The 18,383-nt window shown below is 62.8% G+C and carries 14 protein-coding genes, 1 other RNA gene and 1 pseudogene; 8 read left to right on the top strand and 8 right to left on the bottom strand.

The window, feature by feature from the left end:
• The first annotated feature begins 298 nt into the window (after positions 1-298).
• A pseudogene (locus tag ACLEJP_RS22350) lies at positions 299-1,441 on the top strand (ISL3 family transposase).
• 41 nt (positions 1,442-1,482) lie between these two features.
• Here the strand turns inward: ACLEJP_RS22350 and ssrA are convergent.
• The 5 genes from ssrA to ACLEJP_RS22325 all read right to left on the bottom strand — a co-directional run bounded on the left by ssrA (position 1,483) and on the right by ACLEJP_RS22325 (position 8,327).
• Positions 1,483-1,874: a transfer-messenger RNA gene (ssrA, locus tag ACLEJP_RS22345) on the bottom strand.
• A gap of 99 nt (positions 1,875-1,973) precedes the next feature.
• The gene (locus ACLEJP_RS22340) at positions 1,974-2,267 is read right to left on the bottom strand and encodes a hypothetical protein (RefSeq protein WP_440809980.1); all 294 of its coding nucleotides are present in this window, start codon (positions 2,265-2,267) and stop codon (positions 1,974-1,976) included.
• Positions 2,268-2,562: 295 nt separating this feature from the next.
• Positions 2,563-5,373, bottom strand: a complete 2,811-nt coding sequence (locus tag ACLEJP_RS22335; protein ID WP_440809977.1) for an FAD-binding and (Fe-S)-binding domain-containing protein — start codon at positions 5,371-5,373, stop codon at positions 2,563-2,565.
• Positions 5,374-5,447: 74 nt separating this feature from the next.
• Positions 5,448-6,593 (bottom strand): FMN-dependent L-lactate dehydrogenase LldD, encoded by a 1,146-nt coding sequence (gene lldD / locus ACLEJP_RS22330; protein ID WP_225779326.1) that lies wholly within the window; start codon positions 6,591-6,593, stop codon positions 5,448-5,450.
• Positions 6,594-6,656: 63 nt separating this feature from the next.
• Positions 6,657-8,327 carry a lactate permease LctP family transporter gene (locus tag ACLEJP_RS22325; protein WP_440809973.1) on the bottom strand — a complete coding sequence of 557 codons (1,671 nt, stop codon included), beginning with the start codon at positions 8,325-8,327 and terminating at the stop codon, positions 6,657-6,659.
• A 256-nt stretch (positions 8,328-8,583) separates the two neighbouring features.
• On the opposite strand from ACLEJP_RS22325, the gene ACLEJP_RS22320 reads away from it, so the two are divergent.
• Positions 8,584-9,351, top strand: coding sequence for an FCD domain-containing protein (locus ACLEJP_RS22320; RefSeq protein ID WP_225779324.1), 768 nt, complete (start codon positions 8,584-8,586; stop codon positions 9,349-9,351).
• 159 nt (positions 9,352-9,510) lie between these two features.
• Here ACLEJP_RS22320 and smpB read toward each other — a convergent pair whose 3' ends face one another.
• Positions 9,511-9,993, bottom strand: a complete 483-nt coding sequence (gene smpB / locus ACLEJP_RS22315) for an SsrA-binding protein SmpB (protein ID WP_406820015.1) — start codon at positions 9,991-9,993, stop codon at positions 9,511-9,513.
• Positions 9,994-10,156: 163 nt separating this feature from the next.
• On the opposite strand from smpB, the gene ACLEJP_RS22310 reads away from it, so the two are divergent.
• Positions 10,157-10,591, top strand: coding sequence for a type II toxin-antitoxin system RatA family toxin (locus ACLEJP_RS22310; RefSeq protein ID WP_186672852.1), 435 nt, complete (start codon positions 10,157-10,159; stop codon positions 10,589-10,591).
• Between the two features lie 61 nt (positions 10,592-10,652).
• Here the strand turns inward: ACLEJP_RS22310 and ACLEJP_RS22305 are convergent, their stop codons facing one another.
• A complete protein-coding gene (locus ACLEJP_RS22305; RefSeq protein ID WP_440809969.1) occupies positions 10,653-11,186 on the bottom strand; it encodes an outer membrane protein assembly factor BamE in 534 nt (177 codons plus the stop codon).
• Between the two features lie 97 nt (positions 11,187-11,283).
• On the opposite strand from ACLEJP_RS22305, the gene fur reads away from it, so the two are divergent.
• On the top strand, positions 11,284-11,688 hold the full coding sequence (fur, locus tag ACLEJP_RS22300; protein ID WP_012274258.1) for a ferric iron uptake transcriptional regulator: 405 nt from the start codon (positions 11,284-11,286) through the stop codon (positions 11,686-11,688).
• A 92-nt stretch (positions 11,689-11,780) separates the two neighbouring features.
• Here the strand turns inward: fur and recN are convergent, their stop codons facing one another.
• Positions 11,781-13,454 carry a DNA repair protein RecN gene (gene recN, locus ACLEJP_RS22295; RefSeq protein ID WP_440809966.1) on the bottom strand — a complete coding sequence of 558 codons (1,674 nt, stop codon included), beginning with the start codon at positions 13,452-13,454 and terminating at the stop codon, positions 11,781-11,783.
• Between the two features lie 193 nt (positions 13,455-13,647).
• Between recN and grpE the strand changes: the two genes are divergently transcribed.
• The 4 genes from grpE to dapB all read left to right on the top strand — a co-directional run bounded on the left by grpE (position 13,648) and on the right by dapB (position 18,375).
• Complete coding sequence (grpE, locus tag ACLEJP_RS22290) at positions 13,648-14,205, top strand: nucleotide exchange factor GrpE (protein ID WP_170032766.1); 558 nt, start codon at positions 13,648-13,650, stop codon at positions 14,203-14,205.
• Between the two features lie 101 nt (positions 14,206-14,306).
• The gene (gene dnaK / locus ACLEJP_RS22285; protein ID WP_225779320.1) at positions 14,307-16,232 is read left to right on the top strand and encodes a molecular chaperone DnaK; all 1,926 of its coding nucleotides are present in this window, start codon (positions 14,307-14,309) and stop codon (positions 16,230-16,232) included.
• Between the two features lie 198 nt (positions 16,233-16,430).
• The gene (dnaJ, locus tag ACLEJP_RS22280) at positions 16,431-17,555 is read left to right on the top strand and encodes a molecular chaperone DnaJ (RefSeq protein WP_225779319.1); all 1,125 of its coding nucleotides are present in this window, start codon (positions 16,431-16,433) and stop codon (positions 17,553-17,555) included.
• 13 nt (positions 17,556-17,568) lie between these two features.
• Positions 17,569-18,375 carry a 4-hydroxy-tetrahydrodipicolinate reductase gene (dapB, locus tag ACLEJP_RS22275; RefSeq protein WP_170032760.1) on the top strand — a complete coding sequence of 269 codons (807 nt, stop codon included), beginning with the start codon at positions 17,569-17,571 and terminating at the stop codon, positions 18,373-18,375.
• Positions 18,376-18,383 lie beyond the last annotated feature (8 nt).

Raw genomic sequence — 18,383 nt, 5'->3', positions numbered from 1 at the left:
TGCTACTGTTTCGCCAGCGCCTGGCGCTGAGCAGCCGCGCCAGCGTGAAGCTGCAAGATCAGACTGGTGAAGGCTTCATGATGTGGATCCGTTCAGGCCCGAGGAGCAACAGGCAACTCTGGCTGCTCTAGCGGCCAGGCCAAAAATGTGGTTCTTCACGGAATCCCGGGAAAGACAGAAACAATAACGCCAGTTTGATGGATAATCTCCGTGCGAGCAAATACATCTCCAAACCGCCGTTCTTGTACACGATATTAATACGTCCCTGCCCTTTTGGAAGGGCTTTTCTGTCACTGCGATGCGGCATGGAGGTAATGACTTGTTGATGGACCTGATTCCGCAGTCCACCAGATCTCCCATCTGCAGTGGCTATCACCAGCCCAGCACCACCATCCATGAATACTGCCGCTCAATCGGTGACCTGCCCATTCTTGGCCGGGCGGTGCGATTGAATGTGGAACTGCGGCGCGTTGGCTGCAGCGTATGCGGCAAGCGAATGGAGGCAGTCCGTTGGCTTGTTCGCTATTCGCGGATGACTAGGCTCTTTGCCGAAGCCGTGATCAAGGCTTGCCATAGACGGCCAACCCCGCACATTGCCGAGCTGTTTGGTTTGCATTGGGACAGTGTGCGCTTGCTGGAGCGACGGGCGCTACAAGTCGCACTGGAGAAGCTACGAAAGACTCAGTCCAGGCGCTTGGTGATGGATGAGTTTGCTCTGTTCAAAGCGCATCGCTACGCCAGCGTGGCGCTGGATGCCGATACGCGCCGGGTGCTGTGGGTTGACGAAGGGCGTGGCCGAGCGGCTGTCAGCCCCCTTTTTTAAGAGCTGTGGGCGGAGGGTTGCGCACGAATCGAAGCAGTGGCAATGAACATGAACACCGCATTTGACCTAGAGGTGCGCCAACACTGCCCTTGAGCATGCGTGGTCTATGATCTGTTTCATGTGGTCGCCAAGTATGGATGAGAGGTGATTGACCGGGGAAAGGTCGATGAAGCCAACCGCCTGCGCCATGACGCCCGCAAGGTGATCAAGCAAGCGCGGTGACTTCTACTGCGTAACCCTGAAGATCTCAGGCGAGAAGATCAGCAGGTACATCCGCAGGATTTTCTGGCAGCTAACCAATCGCTGATGACTGTTTATCTGTTGCAGGCAGAGCTCAAAGCCTGCGGGTCGTCTACCACCGCTTGGGGCTGGTGATCAGCCTGGAAACAATGGTTGCGCTTGGTTTAATGAAAGCGAAATACCAGCACTGAAGCAGTTTGCTAGACGGCTGAAGGATACTGGCGCGGCATACTGAAAAGGGTGTGCGATGGCCCATGCACAGCGGACAGTTGGAGGGATTATCAACCGGGATCAAGGCAATCAACCGGATGGCTTACGGCTACCGGGACAGTGAATTCTTTCATGAAGATCAAGAATGACTTTCCCGGCAATCCGTGAAAAACAAAAAAGACGCCCTAGGGCGTCTTTTTTCTGGAATTTGGTGGAGCCGGGGGGATTTGAACCCCCGTCCGCCAGTACTCCGCTGTCGGTACTACATGCTTAGCCGTGTCTACTGAGTTAATCCGCAGCCGCCCGACGGGCAGGGTGCTTTGGACGAGTTGGGTAAGTTTTAGTCGCTTTGCCCCCAACGTGCTACACGACGATCCTGTTCTGTATGACAATCATTTCGGGTTTACAGGCATCCCCTGATGATTGCTGGAGCCGAAGCTACCAGGAGAGCGGGCTCAGCTGCTTACGCAGCGAGAGCGTAGCCCTCGTAGTTTTCGTCATTGGCAACTATAGAAAGTTGCAACAGTGGATTTACGAGTTCTGTTACCAACTCGGCATGCACCTAGAGTTTCGCTACCGGCGTCGAATCCTAATCGGCCCCACACTAGCTCTAAGCTAACGCACCTTACGGTACGTGAGGCGGAGTATACGCCATTGTGCGGGCGACGTCGACAGCAGGGCCCGTCGCCCGCGCTCGGCGTCACGAGCCGCTGCCGCTGCTGCTGCCGCTGCCTTTCTCGGTTTTTTCCAGGCGCTCCAGCACCTTGCTGGTGATGGCGATGCATTCCTTGGTGTTACCTGCGGCCTGGGCAGCCTTGGCCTTGTCGACGTGCTCGGTGATGGCCTTGTCCAGGCCCTCGGAAGTGGCGCCGGCGGTGGCCATGTTGTCGTCGATCTTCTGCAGGTTGGTGGCGCAGAGGTCGTCGGCGGCAAACACCGGTGAAGCCAGCAGGGTGGCGGCCGCGAACAGGGCCGAAAGCGCGGTACCTTTCATGGGAGTCTCCTCTGGGGCCTCTGGAAGTTGGGCCTGTAAGGTGGACTGCGGGGGATTGGCGAGGGTTCCGTCGGGATGGTGGCGGGGTGAAATGAAGGGGATGGCACCGGCTTTGCCGGTGTTGCGGGTGAACCCGCTCCCACAGGTACAGCGTGGGCCCAAAGCCGGAGCAATATCTGTGGGAGCGGGCGTGCCCGCGAAACAGACACCGCGGTGTATGGCACCGGCTGCGCCGGTGTTCGCGGGCATGCCCGCTCCCACACAGATTGCAGCGGCCGCTGGATTGCGTAAACGCTCAGATACGGCGCGGGCGGGTGACGCGGTCTACCAGGTAGACCAGGCCGTGGTAGTCGATGCCGCTGTGGCTGGACAGCCCGATCTCGCAGGTACGGCTGGTGGAGATGCCTTCGCTGCAATACTGCACCGCGTCCTTCAGGCTGCGCAGCGAGTGGGCGTTGAGCTCGGGGGTGGTGAAGCCTTTGTCGCCGGCAAAGCCGCAGCAATGGATGCCTTCGGGGATCACCACCTGCTTGCTGCAACGCCGCGCCAGGTCGATCAGCGCCTGGCTTTCACCCAGGTGCTGGGTGCTGCAGGTCACGTGCACGGCCACCGGCTCGTCCTGGGGGGTGAACTCCAGGCGGTCGAGCAGATGGGTGCGGATGAAGCGCACCGGGTCGTACAGGTCCAGCCGGCTTTCGCCCAGGTCCTGGACCAGGCGCAGGGTGCACGGGCTGGTGTCGCAATAGATCGGGTCGAGGCCACCGCGGCTGGCGTGCAGCAGGGCATTGATCAGCTCCTGGCGCTTGTGTTCGGCCTGCTCGGGGTAGCCCTTGGAGGCGAACGGCTGGCCGCAGCACAGGCTGTCGGCGTTGTCGGGAAACACCACCTGGTAGCCGGCCTTTTCCAGCAGAGCGCGGGTCTTGTCCAGCAGCGAGCTTTGCTCGCGGTCGGCATAGGCCGGGCCCATCACCCGTGAAACGCAGGCCGCCAGGTACACCACGCGCGGGCGGGCGTCGTGGCTGGCCGGGCCGAAGGGCAGCGGGCGCAGGGGTTGCGGCATGGCCGGGGTCCACTGCGGCAGGCGGCCTTTGCTGGCCTTGCTCAACGTGGCACTCAAGCGGCCCAGGCGCGGGGCACCGAGCAGCTTGCGCGCAGTGTTGGCGGCCGTCAGGGTCAGGCGCGCGCCGCCGAGGGCGGCGTGGAAGTTGTCGGCCAGCCAGTCAGCGGCCTTGGCGTGGTCAGCGGCCTGGCTGCGCAGTTTCTTCACCAGCTCGCCGGTGTTGATGCCCACCGGGCAGCGCTGGGCGCACAGGCCGGTGGCGGCGCAGGTATCGATGCCTTGGTACTGGTAGGTCCGGCGCAGTTCCCGGGTGTCGATGCCGGCGCGTTGCTTGGCCTGGATGTCACGCCACATGACGATGCGTTGGCGCGGGCTGAGGGTCAGTCCCTTGGACGGGCACACCGGCTCGCAGAAACCGCACTCGATGCACTTGTCGACGATCTCGTCGGCGGCGGGCAGCGGCTTGAGGTTCTTCAGGTGGATGTCCGGGTCTTCGCTCAGCACCACGTCGGGGTTGAGGATGCCGTTGGGGTCGAGCAGGCGCTTGAGTTTCCACATCAGCTGGTAGGCGTCACTGCCCCATTCCAGCTCGACGAACGGCGCCATGTTGCGCCCGGTGCCATGCTCGGCCTTGAGCGAACCGCCGAACTCCACCGCCACCAGCTGTGCCACATCGTCCATGAACGCCTGGTAACGGGCGACTTCCTCGGCGCTGTTGAAGCCCTGGGTGAAGACGAAATGCAGGTTGCCTTCCAGCGCATGGCCAAAAATGATCGCTTCGTCATAGCGGTGCTTGTCGAACAGCTGGATCAGGCGGTTGACGCCTTCGGCCAACTGCTCGACCGGGAAGGTGACGTCTTCGATGATCACCGTGGTGCCGGTCTGGCGCACGGCGCCGACGGCGGGGAAGGTGTCCTTGCGGATTTTCCACAACTGGTTGTACACGGCCGGGTCTTCGCTGAAGTCGACCTGCTGTTCCAGCGGGAACTCAGCGATCGCGGCCATTACCTGTTGCAACTGTTCGTGCAGCAGGCTCTGGCTGGCGGCGCGGGATTCGATCAGCAGGGCGCAGGCGTTGTCCGACAGGCCTTTTACCCACAGCGGCATGCCAGGCATGTTCTGTACCGAGCGCAGGCTGCGGCGGTCGAGCAGTTCTACCGCCGAAACCGGTTGCTGCTTGAGCACGGGCACCGCGCGGCAGCAGCTTTCGACGCTGGGGAACACCAGCAAGGCGCTGGCCTTGTGCGGGTGGTCGGGCACGGTGTTGTAGGTGACTGCGCTGATGAAACCGAGGGTGCCTTCGGAGCCGACCAGCAGGTGCTGCAGGATGTCCAGCGGTTGGTCGTAGTCGACCAGCGCATTCAGCGACAGGCCGGTGGTGTTCTTCAGCCGGTACTTGTGCCGGATGCGCTCGGCCAGCGCGGTGTTGGCACGGGTCTCGCGGCCGAGGCGGGCCAGCGCTTCCAGCAGTTCGGCGTGGCTGGCTTCGAAGGCGGCGACACTGGCCGGGTCTTCGCTGTCCAGGCGCGTGCCGTCGGCCAGCACCAGGCGCAGGCCGGCCAGGGTGTGGTAGGTGTTCTGCGCGGTACCGCAGCACATGCCACTGGCATTGTTGGCGACGATACCGCCGATCTTGCAGGCGTTGATCGAGGCCGGGTCGGGGCCGATCTTGCGCCCGAACGGGGCCAGCCAGGCGTTGGCCTGGGCGCCGATGACCCCTGGCTGCAGGCGGATCTGCTCGCCCTGGCCGCGGATTTCGCGACCGTTCCAGTTATCACCGAGCACGATCAGCACCGAGTCGCTGATGGCCTGGCCGGACAGGCTGGTGCCGGCGGCGCGGAAGGTGACCGGCACCCGCTCGCGCTGGGCCAGCTTGATCAGGCCGACCACTTCGTCCTCGCTCTCGACGCGTACCACCAGTTTGGGAATCAGCCGATAGAAGCTGGCGTCGGTGCCGAAGGCCAGGGTGGCGGTGGGGTCGTCGAAACGGCGTTCGGCGGGGATCAGGCGCTCGGCATCACGCAGGAACGCGGCAGGCAGGCTCATGCAGTCTCCTCGCGGGGCTGTGGCATCTGTGCGCCACATGCCCCGGGTCAATCAGGCGGTCGTTCTTGCAGGCGTCAGGCGCCCAGTTCGCGTACCAGCGAGTCGCGGGTGATCTCGCTGATCGACTTGGCACCGGTCAGCACCATGGCCACGCGCATTTCCTTCTCGAACAGCTCCAGCAGGTTCTTCACCCCGGCCTGGCCGTGTACGGCCAAGGCGTAGAGGAAGGCGCGGCCGATCAGCACGGTGTCGGCGCCCAGGGCGATCATGCGCACCACGTCGAGGCCGCTGCGGATGCCCGAGTCAGCCAGGATCTTCAGTTCACCTTTGACCGCGTCGGCAATCGCCGGCAGGGCACGGGCGCTGGACAGCACGCCGTCGAGCTGACGGCCGCCATGGTTGGACACGACAATGCCGTCGGCACCGAACCTGACCGCATCGCGGGCATCATCGGCATCGAGGATGCCCTTGATGATCATCGGGCCGTCCCAGAAGTCGCGGATCCACTCCAGGTCTTTCCACGAAATCGACGGGTCGAAGTTGTTGGCCAGCCAGCCGATGTAATCGGCCAGGCCGGTAGGGTTGCCACGGTAGGTGGAGATATTGCCCAGGTCGTGCGGGCGGCCCATCACGCCGACATCCCACGCCCACTCGGGGTGGGTCATGGCCTGCAGCACGCGGCGCAGCGGGCCGTGCTTGCCGCTCATGCCGGAGTGGGCATCGCGGTAGCGGGCGCCGGGGGTGGGCATGTCGACGGTGAACACCAGGGTCTTGACCCCGGCAGCCTTGGCCCGCTCCAGGGCATTGCGCATGAAGCCGCGGTCTTTGAGCACGTACAGCTGGAACCACATCGGCCGGTCGATGGCCGGCGCCACTTCTTCGATCGGGCACACCGACACGGTCGACATGGTGAACGGAATGCCATGCGCCGCCGCCGCGCGCGCCGCCTGCACTTCGCCACGGCGGGCGTACATGCCGGTGAGGCCGACCGGGGCCAGGGCCACCGGCATGCTCAGGGTTTCGTCGAACAGGCGGGTCTCGAGGCTGAGCTCGGACATGTTCTTCAGTACGCGCTGGCGCAGGGCGATGCCGGCCAGGTCGGAAACGTTGTGGCGCAGGGTGTGCTCGGCGTAGGCGCCGCCGTCGGCATAGTGGAACAGGAAAGGAGGCAGCTTGCGTTGGGCCGCGGCGCGATAGTCGGTAGAGGCAGAAATGATCATGGATTCTCGCAGCGTTGCTTGTGGGGATTGCCGGGCGCACCAGGGCGCCCGGCCCCTTTCACTTTAGTGATGGACCAGCATGCCGGTCAGCCAGTAGGCCTGGATCAGGGTGATCAGGCCGACGATGGTGGCGAAGAACAGGCTGTGCTTGACGGTGAAGCGGAACAGGTCGGATTCCTTGCCGACCAGGCCGGTGGCGGCGCAGGCCACGGCGATCGACTGCGGCGAAATCATCTTGCCGGTTACCCCGCCACTGGTGTTGGCAGCCACCAGCAAGGTGTCGTTGACCCCGATCTGGTGCGCGGTGGTGGCTTGCAGCGAGCTGAACAGGGCGTTGGACGAGGTGTCCGAGCCGGTCAGGAACACGCCCAGCCAGCCGAGGAACGGCGAGAAGAACGGGAACGCCGCGCCGGTACCGGCCAGCACCAGGGCCATGGTCGAGGACATGCCCGAGTAGTTGGTGACGAAGGCGAAGGCCAGCACCATGCCGATCGACAGGATCGGCCAGCGCAGTTCCCAGAAGGTTTCCTTGAAAGTGGTCAGACCAGTTTTGAAGTTGATCTTCAGCACCGCCATGGAGATCAGCGCCGAGAGGAAGATCGCGGTGCCGGTGGCGGAGATCGGGTCCAGCTTGAACACCGCCGGCATGGCGGTTGGCGCAGCCACGATCGGCGCGGCCTTGATCACCAGCTGGTCGAGGTGCGGGATGGCGAAGTTGAACACGAAGTTGTACATCGAGCCGCCCGCCGCGAAGGCCGCCTTGAACGGTTTCAGGGTCCAGATGGTGACCAGTACGGTGAGGATCAGGAACGGCGACCAGGCCTTGAAGATCTCGCCAAGGCTGTAGGGGCTTGGCTGGCTGCCACTTGGCTGCACCACGGCGGCGCCCACGCTGGCTTTGGCTTCGGCGAACGCGCGCTTGGGCTGCCAGACTTTGAGGAACAGGGTCAGGGCGATCAGGCTGGCCAGGGCCGAGGTGATGTCCGGCAGCTCCGGGCCGATGAAGTTCGAGGTGAAGTACTGGGTAACGGCGAAGCTCAGGCCGGCAACCAGGGCGGCAGGCCAGGTTTCCTTCACGCCGCGCAGGCCGTCCATCATGAATACCAGCCAGAACGGCACGAACAGCGACAGCAGCGGCAGTTGGCGACCGGTCATGGCGCCAATGTGGAAAGCGTCGATGCCGGTGACCTGGCCGGCCACGATGATCGGAATGCCCAGGGCGCCGAAGGCCACGGGCGCGGTGTTGGCGATCAGGCACAGGCCGGCGGCGTACAGCGGGTTGAAGCCCAGGCCCACCAGCAGCGCGGCAGTAATTGCCACCGGTGCGCCAAAGCCCGCCGCACCTTCCAGGAAGGCACCGAAGCAGAAGCCGATCAGCAGCACTTGCAGGCGCTGGTCGTCGGTAATCGACAGCACCGAGCTGCGGATCACTTCGAACTGGCCGCTCTTGACCGTGAGCTTGTACAGGAACACCGCGGCAACGATGATCCAGGCGATTGGCCAGAGGCCATAGAGGAAGCCGTACCCCGCGGCGGCGAATGCCATGTCGACGGGCATCTGGAAGGCAAAGATTGCCACCAGGATCGACAATGCGAGGGTGATGCTGCCGGCCACGTGGCCTTTGAGGCGGAACACGGCCAGGGCAAGGAAGAAGAACACGATGGGGATGACCGCCGCCAGTGCGGACAGGCCGAGACTACCAAGCGGGCTATAGAATTGTTGCCAGGTTTGCATATGGGGTGGCCCCTAATTGTTGTTGGTCAGGCACTGGCATTGGATAATTGGTAAGACCAATTTACAATGACTGGTCGCTAGGTTAAAAGCGCTGTTATGGATGTGTCAATTTGTCCTGTGCAAAACTTTGGTCGAGTGCCGATGAGCGGGCATCTGATGAGCCGGGAAAATCGCTGGCTGATGGTGTTTGTGCAGCCCTGGATCGGCGAGAATAGAGGCCTCCGGAAATCTGCCGGGGGTTTGGGGAGAACATGTGATGGTTTTTGATCAGGTCCGCCAGCGGCGCCTGTCCGACGACATCGTCGATCGGTTGGAGGGGATGATTCTGGAAGGCACGCTGACCTCCGGGCAGCGGCTGCCGGCCGAACGCGTCCTTGCCGAACAGTTCGGTGTGTCCCGCCCGTCACTGCGTGAGGCGATCCAGAAGCTGGTGGCCAAGGGGTTGCTGGTCAGTCGCCAGGGCGGGGGCAATTTTGTCGCCGAGGCGCTGGGGTCCACTTTCAGCGACCCGTTGCTGCAATTGCTCGAGCACAGCGCCGAGGCGCAGCGTGACCTGCTCGAGTTTCGCCATACCCTGGAGGCGTCCTGCGCCTATTACGCCGCCCAGCGTGCCACCGAGCCAGACCGGGCGCGGCTGAAGGCGGCCTTCGATGCGTTGCAGGACTGCTATGCCCGGGCCGATGAAGTGACCCGGGTAGAAGAGGGCGCAGCCGATGCACGCTTCCACCTGGCGATTGCCGAGGCCAGCCATAACGCCGTGCTGTTGCACACCATTCGTGGTTTGTTCGATTTGCTCAAGCGCAACGTGGTGACCAACATCGGTGGCATGTACCAGCAGCGGGTCGAGACCCGTGACATGCTGATCAGCCAGCATCGGGAGCTGTACCTGGCGATTGTCGAGGGCAGGGCGGACGATGCGCGGGAAGTGTCCAGCCGGCACATTCTGTATGTGCAGGAGGTGCTGGAAGAGGCGCAGGAAGAAGCGCAGCGGGTAGCGCGGGCGGAGCGGCGGAGCGGGCGCTGACGCGATGTCTTCAGGCTTGGTGTGGGAGCGGCCTTGCGTCGCGATAGGCTGCAAAGCAGCCCCAGCTACTTCGGCCGATGACCGATGCCCTGGGGCTGCTTCGCACCCCATCGCGACACGAGGCCGCTCCTACACCCACCGTGTTGCCGGGTGGGGAGGTTAGTCTCCCTTGCCCTTGTTGCGCACAGCCCGCTGCAGCTCGCGGTTGGAATCGCGCTCGCGCATGGTGTCGCGCTTGTCGTATTCCTTCTTGCCCTTGCCCAGTGCGATTTCGCACTTGATCAGGTGCTTGCTCCAGTACAGCGCCAGGGCCACACAGGTGTAGCCTTTTTGCGCCACGGCCGCTTCCAGCCGCTCGAGCTCGCGCTTGTTCAGCAGCAGCTTGCGTGTACGGATAGGGTCGGCGATGACGTGGGTGCTGGCCGTGGTCAGCGGGGTGATGTGGCTGCCGAACAGCCAGGCTTCACCGTCCTTCAGCAGTACGTAGCTGTCGGTCAGGTGCGCCTTGCCGGCTCGCAGGCTTTTTACTTCCCAGCCGGACAGGACCAGCCCGGCCTCGAACTTGTGTTCGATGAAGTAATCGTGTCGCGCCTTCTTGTTTTGCGCGATGGTCCCGGTCGGATGTTTTTTTTGCTTAGCCATAGGGGCGGCATTATAGGCAAGACGGCGCGTCGTCCGCTATGGGATTTCGGTGTGCTTGAGCCACCGGAATGAATACCGGACAATACGAACGCTGTCATAGCTACACAAACTGTTTTCGGCACGCTGCGAAGCACCGCCACCCAGCCCTGGAAGTGACGCCTGGATGACTACCCATATTCAACGCTCCGCCCTGCTGCCATACCCCGCCAAGGCGCTGTATGACCTGGTCAATGATGTCGCCAGCTACCCGGATTTCCTGCCCTGGTGCTCTGACTCCACGGTACTTGAAGCCAGCGACACGCAAATGCGCGCCAAGCTGGAAGTGGCCAAGGGCGGCATGAGCCAGCAGTTCGTCACGCGTAATGTACTGGTGCCGGGGCAGTCCATCGAGATGAACCTCGAGGAGGGGCCATTCACCCAGTTGCATGGCCTTTGGGTGTTCAAGCCGCTGGGTGAAAAGGCCTGCAAGATCAGCCTCGACCTGTCCTTTGATTACGCCGGGCCGATCGTCCGCGCCACGCTGGGCCCGTTGTTCAACCAGGCGGCCAACACCCTGGTCGATGCGTTCTGCCAGCGTGCCAAGCAGCTGAATAGCTGATTGAAAAAGCGGCAATAAAAAGCCCGGACCTGGTCCGGGCTTTTTTGTACCTGCTCGCCGCTTACTGGGGCGAGGTTTCCAGCGGTGCGGGGGTTGGCACCGGGGTGGTCTCGATGGTGTCGATCTCGCGCTGGATGGACTCTTCCACCGAACCTGGCTTGGCTGGTTTTTCTTCTGGCTGCACGGTTGGCTGCGCTGGCTGGTTGGCCGGGCTGACCGTGGTATCGCCGCTGCCGCCGAGGATTTCCTGGTCGCGGCTGACGCCTGGCATGAAGTCACCGGAGAGGCTGACCAGCTGGTCGCTGTCATTGAAGAACACACTCATGCGTTCCTGCTGACGTTTGCCGCCGCCTGGCTGAATGCTGTACAGGTAATCCCAGCGATTGGTGTTGAAGGTGTCCTGGATCAGCGGGTTACCCATGATAAACCTTACTTGCCGACGGGTCATTCCGGGGCGCAATTGGTCTATCATGTCTTGCGTAACGACATTGCCCTGCTGGATGTCGATTTTGTAAACCCCGGGAAACGAGCAACCGGCGAGTGCGAGCAGTCCCGCGAGGGCGAGGCTGTTTAGCAAGAGCTTGGTGTTTTGCATCGGTGGGCGACTTCCACTATCTTGGCTGGACAACGTAAACCCCGATCATACCCGTATTAAGAGAAGCTGCGAAGCAGCATCGGCGAGAAAGCTGACCATGGTTGAAAATAGCGAATTGCGCAAAGCCGGTCTCAAGGTGACCCTGCCTCGAGTCAAGATCCTACAGATGCTCGACTCGACCGAGCAGCGTCACATGAGCGCCGAGGATGTCTACAAGGCGCTGATGGAGGCTGGCGAAGACGTGGGCTTGGCCACCGTCTATCGCGTACTGACCCAGTTCGAAGCGGCGGGTCTGGTGGTTCGCCACAACTTCGACGGCGGTCACGCAGTATTTGAACTGGCTGACGGTGGCCACCACGACCATATGGTCAACGTGGATACCAGCGAAGTCATCGAGTTCATGGATGCCGAGATCGAGAAGCGTCAGCGCGAAATCGTGGCCGAGCATGGCTATGAGCTGGTGGACCACAATCTGGTCTTGTATGTGCGTAAGAAGAAGTAACGATTTTCTATCGTTATGAATGACAAAGGCGACCTTCGGGTCGCCTTTGTGCTTTCTGGCCTTGAAGCGTTGCGGGCTTCTGCGGTGCGCCATCAGGCCTTGCCGCTTACCACCATCTTGCGCGCATGCGCCAGCGATTCCTTGGTCAGGTCGATGCCGCCGAGCATCCGTGCCACTTCCTCGACCCGCTCGCGCTTGCCCAGGCTGGTCACGGCAGTGTGGGTGGTATCGCTGTTACGCACCTTGTGCACGAACAGGTGATGGTGCCCTTGTGCAGCAACCTGCGGCAGGTGAGTCACGGTCAGCACCTGGCCGCGTTCGCCCAGGCGGCGCAGCAGCTGGCCGACGATTTCCGCAGTCGGCCCACCGATCCCGACGTCGACTTCGTCGAACACCAGCGTGGGAATGCGCGAGGTCTGCGCGGTAATGACCTGGATCGCCAGGCTGATACGCGACAGCTCGCCACCCGAAGCGACCTTGGCCAGGCCCTTGAGCGGTTGGCCGGGGTTGGCGCTGACCAGCAGTTCGATCTGCTCCAGGCCATGCGGTGACAGGTCGGTGCCCTCGTTTGGTGTCAGGGCGATGCAGAAGCGCCCACCGGGCATGCCCAGTCGCTGGATTTCCTGCTCTACGGCCACTGCCAGCTGTTGCGCGGCCTGCTGGCGCAGGGCGCTGAGCTCGCGGGCCTTCTCTTTATAGTGCTGGGCGAAGGCAGCCAGCTCCTCGCCCAGCCGCTCGATCGATTCGTCACTGGCGTTCAGGCTTTCCAGCTCTTCCATCAGCTGCTGCTGCAGATGGGGCAGTTCGGTGGGGTGCACGCGGTGTTTGCGTGCCAGCGTATAGATGGTGTCGAGGCGCTCTTCCAGGGCCTGCAGGCGCATGGGGTCGGCGTCGAAGTTGTCGAGGAAGCGGTTGAGCTCGCCAACGGCTTCCTCGACCTGGATCTGCGCGCTGGCGATCAGGTTGGCCGCCTCGCTCAGCGCCTTGGGCGCGTGGATGGCGGCACCCAGGCGGTTGAGGCTGGCGGTGAGGGCGCTGAGCACGTTGCCCGAGTCGCTTTCGCTGCATTGGTCGATGACCTGGCGGCAGATGCCGAACAGCGCTTCGGCGCTGGTCAGTTGCTTGTGTTCCTGCTCCAGTTGCTCCAGTTCGTGCTCACCCAGGCCGAGGTTGTCCAGCTCTTCCAGCTGGTAGCTGAGCAGCTGGTGGCGGGCGCGTTGCTCGTCGCCGGAATTGGACAGGCGCTCGAGCTCCAGGCGGGTCTGGTTCCAGCGCTTGGCGGCCAGCTGCACCTGGCGGGCCAGGTCGACAGCGCCGGCGTACTCGTCGAGCAGGCGGCGATGGGTGTCGGTCTTCAGCAGCGACTGGTGCTCATGCTGGCTGTGAATGTCGATCAGCAGTTCGCCCAGCGCCTTGAGGTCGCCGAGCGGGCAGGGCGTGCCGTTGATGTAGCCGCGGCTGCGGCCTTCGGCGGTGATTACCCGGCGCAGGATGCACAGGCCGTCGTTGTCCAGGTCGCGCTCGGCCAGCCAGGCATGGGCCTCGGGAATGTCCACCAGGTCGAAGGTGGCGAGGATGTCTGCCTTGTCCGTGCCGGGGCGTACCACGCCGCTGTCGGCCCGGTCGCCCAGGGCCAGGCCGAGGGCATCGAGCATGATCGATTTGCCGGCGCCGGTTTCGCCGGTGATGACGGACATGCCGCGGGCGATCTCGAGGTCGAGGTGTTCGACGATGGCGTAGTTGTGAATGGACAGGTGCACCAGCATGAGGGCAGCTCCCGAAAGTCAGGTCTGGTTATTTATACAGTACTTTTTTCAGGCCTGCCAATGCCCTTTGCCGGATTGTGTTGCCGGGCGGAAAACCACCTTGCCCCCTTGAAGCTGGTTTTTCCGGCCCCATATAGCCGACATCCAAGGCGAGCGTGGCTCGCAGTCCACAAATTTGCGCAGGAGAGACCCCATGGCTGATGAACAGCTGAACGAGAAAGACCTTAACGTGGAAGAAGCCGGTGCAGGCAATGCTGCTGACGCCCGTGTTCTGGAGCTCGAGGAACAGCTGGCCGCAGCCAAGGACCAGGCGCTGCGCGCCGTTGCCGATGTACAGAATGCGCGTCGCCGTGCCGAGCAGGATGTCGAGAAGGCCCACAAGTTCGCCCTGGAGAAGTTCTCCGGCGACCTGCTGCCGGTGATCGACAGCCTGGAACTGGCCCTGGCCCACTCCAGTGCCGATGACGAGAACGTCAAGCAGATCCGCGAAGGTGTGGAGCTGACCCTGAAGATGTTCCAGGACACCCTCAAGCGCTACAACCTCGAAGCCATCGACCCGCACGGCCAGCCGTTCAACCCTGAGCATCATCAGGCCATGGCCATGCAGGAAAACGCCGAAGTCGAGCCGAACAGCGTGCTCAACGTATTCCAGAAGGGTTACCTGCTCAATGGCCGTCTGCTGCGCCCCGCCATGGTGGTGGTCAGCAAGGCGCCGAGCGCGCCACAACCCTCTATCGATGAAAAGGCTTGAAATCCTTCCGGGCATCCCCATCTAGGTGTCAAGCCTTCAAGTATTACCGCAGTTGGCCAAAGTAGTCGCTGCTACCAAATTCAAGTTTCGGGAGAGTTAACATGGGCAAAATCATCGGTATCGACCTGGGGACCACCAACTCGTGCGTCTCCGTTCTGGAAAACGGTAACGTCAAGGTCATCGAAAACGCCGAAGGCGCGCGTACCACCCCTTCGATCGTGGCCTACGCCAACGACGGCGAAATCCTGGTTGGTCAGTCGGCCAAGCGCCAGGCTGTGACCAACCCGCACAACACCCTGTTCGCAGTGAAGCGCCTGATCGGCCGCCGCTTCGAAGAAGACGTCGTGCAGAAAGACATCAAGCTGGTGCCATACAAGATCGTCAAGGCCAGCAATGGTGACGCCTGGGTACAGGCCAGCGGCAAGGACATGGCGCCGCCGCAGATCAGCGCCGAAGTCCTGAAGAAGATGAAGAAGACCGCCGAAGACTACCTCGGCGAGCCGGTTACCGAAGCGGTCATCACCGTTCCGGCCTACTTCAACGACAGCCAGCGCCAGGCCACCAAGGACGCTGGTCGCATCGCCGGCCTCGACGTGAAGCGCATCATCAACGAACCGACCGCCGCTGCACTGGCCTACGGCATGGACAAGGCCAAGGGCGACCACACCGTCATCGTCTATGACCTGGGTGGTGGTACCTTCGACGTGTCGGTCATCGAAATCGCCGAAGTCGACGGTGAGCATCAGTTCGAAGTACTGGCCACCAACGGTGACACCTTCCTCGGTGGTGAAGACTTCGACATGCGCCTGATCGACTACCTCGTCGACGAGTTCAAGAAAGAGTCCGGCATGGACCTGAAGAACGATCCGCTGGCTCTGCAGCGCCTGAAGGAAGCTGCCGAGAAGGCCAAGATCGAGCTGTCGTCCTCGCAGTCGACCGACGTCAACCTGCCGTACATCACTGCAGACGCGACCGGTCCGAAGCACCTGAACGTGAAGATTTCCCGCGCCAAGCTGGAGTCGCTGGTCGAAGACCTGGTTCAGCGCACCATCGAGCCGTGCCGCATCGCCCTGAAGGACGCTGGCATCGATGTCGCCAAGATCGACGACGTGATCCTGGTCGGCGGCCAGACCCGCATGCCGATGGTACAGAAAGCCGTTGCCGACTTCTTCGGCAAGGAAGCCCGCAAGGACGTCAACCCGGACGAAGCCGTGGCCATGGGTGCTGCCATCCAGGGCGCCGTGCTGGCTGGTGACGTGAAGGACGTACTGCTGCTGGACGTCAGCCCGCTGACCCTGGGTATCGAAACCATGGGCGGCGTGATGACTTCGCTGATCGAGAAGAACACCACCATTCCGACCAAGAAGTCGCAGGTGTTCTCGACTGCCGACGACAACCAGGCTGCCGTGACCATTCACGTGCTGCAGGGTGAGCGCAAGCAGGCTGCGCAGAACAAGTCGCTGGGCAAGTTCGACCTGGCTGACATCCCGCCGGCTCCGCGTGGCGTGCCGCAGATCGAAGTGACCTTCGACATCGACGCCAACGGCATCCTGCACGTCAGCGCGAAAGACAAGGCCACCGGCAAGTCGCAGTCGATCGTGATCAAGGCCAACTCCGGCCTGTCGGACGAAGAAATCGAGCGCATGGTGCGTGACGCCGAGGCCAACGCCGAGGAAGACCGCAAGTTCGAAGAGCTGGCTGCTGCCCGTAACCAGGGTGACGCGCTGGTTCACTCGACCCGCAAGATGGTCGCTGACGCCGGTGACAAGGTTACCGCCGAAGAGAAAGCCGCCATCGAGGCTGCCGTGGTTGCCCTGGAAGCCGCTGTCAAAGGCGACGACAAGGCTGCCATCGACGCCAAGGTCGAAGAGCTGTCCAAGGTTTCGGCACCGGTTGCCCAGAAGATGTACGCCGAGCAGTCGGCCGAACAGCCTCAGGGTGGCGCGCAGCACGCCGAGCCGGAAGCCAAGCACGATGACGTGGTTGACGCCGAGTTCGAAGAAGTGAAAGACAACAACAAGCAGTAATCCCTGCATGTTGTCGGCCAGTTCACCGTCGTTTGCCGGTGAGCTGGTAGGATGTCGCCGCGCGGGGGCTTGCTCCCGCGTTGGCGTATCTGGAATTCGAGAATCTTTACAGCATCTGTCAGCGGCCCCGGTGGGCAAAACGGCAGGTGCTGATGGCGTGGCGCAGATGCCAGACGCCCAACAAGGTGCAAATGACCTATGTCCAAGCGTGATTATTATGAGGTCCTGGGTGTCGAGCGCGGCGCCAGCGAAGCTGACCTCAAGAAGGCTTATCGCCGCCTGGCGATGAAGTACCACCCTGACCGCAACCCCGGCGACAAAGAGTCGGAAGACAAGTTCAAGGAGGCCAACGAGGCCTACGAAGTGCTGTCTGACGCGAGCAAGCGCGCGGCGTTCGACCAGTATGGTCATGCTGGCGTGGACCCGAGCATGGGTGGCGGTGGTGCCGGTTTCGGCGGCGCCAACTTCTCCGATATCTTTGGCGATGTGTTCAGCGACTTCTTCGGCGGTGGCCGCGGCGGTGGACGTGGCGGCGCCCAGCGTGGCAGCGACCTGCGCTACACCCTGGAGCTGAACCTGGAAGAAGCGGTGCGTGGCACCACGGTCAGCATCCGTGTGCCTACCCTGGTCAACTGCCAGCCGTGCGACGGCTCCGGTGCCAAGAAGGGCTCCACGCCGTCGACCTGCCCGACCTGTGGCGGTATCGGCCAGGTACGCATGCAGCAGGGCTTCTTCTCGGTGCAGCAGACCTGCCCGCGCTGCCATGGCCAGGGCAAGATCATCACCGACCCGTGCCCTTCGTGCCACGGCGAAGGGCGTGTCGAAGAGTACAAGACGCTGTCGGTCAAGGTGCCGGCCGGTGTCGACACCGGCGACCGTATCCGCTTGTCGGGCGAGGGCGAGGCGGGTACCCATGGTGGCCCGACCGGCGACTTGTACGTGGTGATCAACGTGCGTGAGCACGAGATCTTCCAGCGTGATGGCAAGCATCTGTACTGCGAAGTGCCGATCAGCTTCACTGATGCCGCCCTGGGTGGTGAACTGGAAGTGCCCACGCTCGATGGCCGCGTGAAGCTGAAGATCCCCGAAGGCACCCAGACCGGCAAGCAGTTCCGCCTGCGCGGCAAGGGCGTTGCCCCGGTGCGCGGTGGTGGTGCCGGTGACCTGTTGTGCCGGGTGGCGGTGGAAACCCCGGTCAACCTCAGTCGCCGCCAGCGCGAGCTGCTGGAAGAGCTGCGTGATTCACTGGAAGGCGACAGCTCCCACTCGCCCAAGGCCAGTGGCTGGTTCGACGGCGTGAAGCGCTTCTTCGGCGACCTCTGACAAGGATAAGGCTATGCGACGTATTGCAGTGATGGGCGCGGCAGGGCGAATGGGCAAGACCCTCGTCGAAGCCGTGCAGCAACAGGCGCCACAGGCTGGCCTGACCGCGGCGATCGACCGCCCCGACAGTACGCTGGTCGGGGCCGATGCCGGTGAGCTGGCGGCCCTGGGCCGTATCGGCGTGCCAATTTCCGACGACCTGGCCAAGGTGGTCGATGAGTTCGACGTGCTGATCGACTTCACCCACCCTTCGGTGACTTTGAAAAACCTGGCGTTCTGCCGCAAGGCGGGCAAGGCCATGGTCATCGGCACCACGGGCTTCACGCCGGAAGAGAAGCAGCAGCTGGTCGACGCCGGCAAGGAAATCCCGATCGTCTTTGCCGCCAACTTCAGCGTTGGCGTCAACCTGTGCCTGAAGCTGCTGGACACCGCGGCGCGCGTGCTGGGTGACGATGTGGATATCGAAATCCTCGAGGCGCATCACCGGCACAAGGTCGATGCGCCGTCGGGCACTGCGCTGCGCATGGGTGAAGTGGTTGCCCAGGCGCTGGGGCGTAACCTGCAGGAAGTGGCCGTATATGGCCGCGAAGGGCAGACCGGGGCACGTGAGCGCCAGACCATCGGCTTTGCCACCGTGCGTGCCGGTGATGTAGTGGGTGACCATACCGTGCTGTTCGCCGCCGAAGGTGAGCGCGTGGAGATCACCCACAAGGCCTCCAGCCGCATGACCTTCGCCAAGGGTGCCGTGCGTGCGGCGCTGTGGCTGGACGGGCGCGAGCCTGGCCTGTACGACATGCAGGATGTGCTCGAGCTGCGTTAAGCAGTTCG

The sequence above is a fragment of the Pseudomonas sp. SMV7 genome (assembly GCF_052041995.1).
GTDB lineage: Bacteria > Pseudomonadota > Gammaproteobacteria > Pseudomonadales > Pseudomonadaceae > Aquipseudomonas.
The sequence above is the reverse complement of the archived record's forward strand: the minus strand, read 5'-3'. Positions and strand labels throughout refer to the sequence as shown.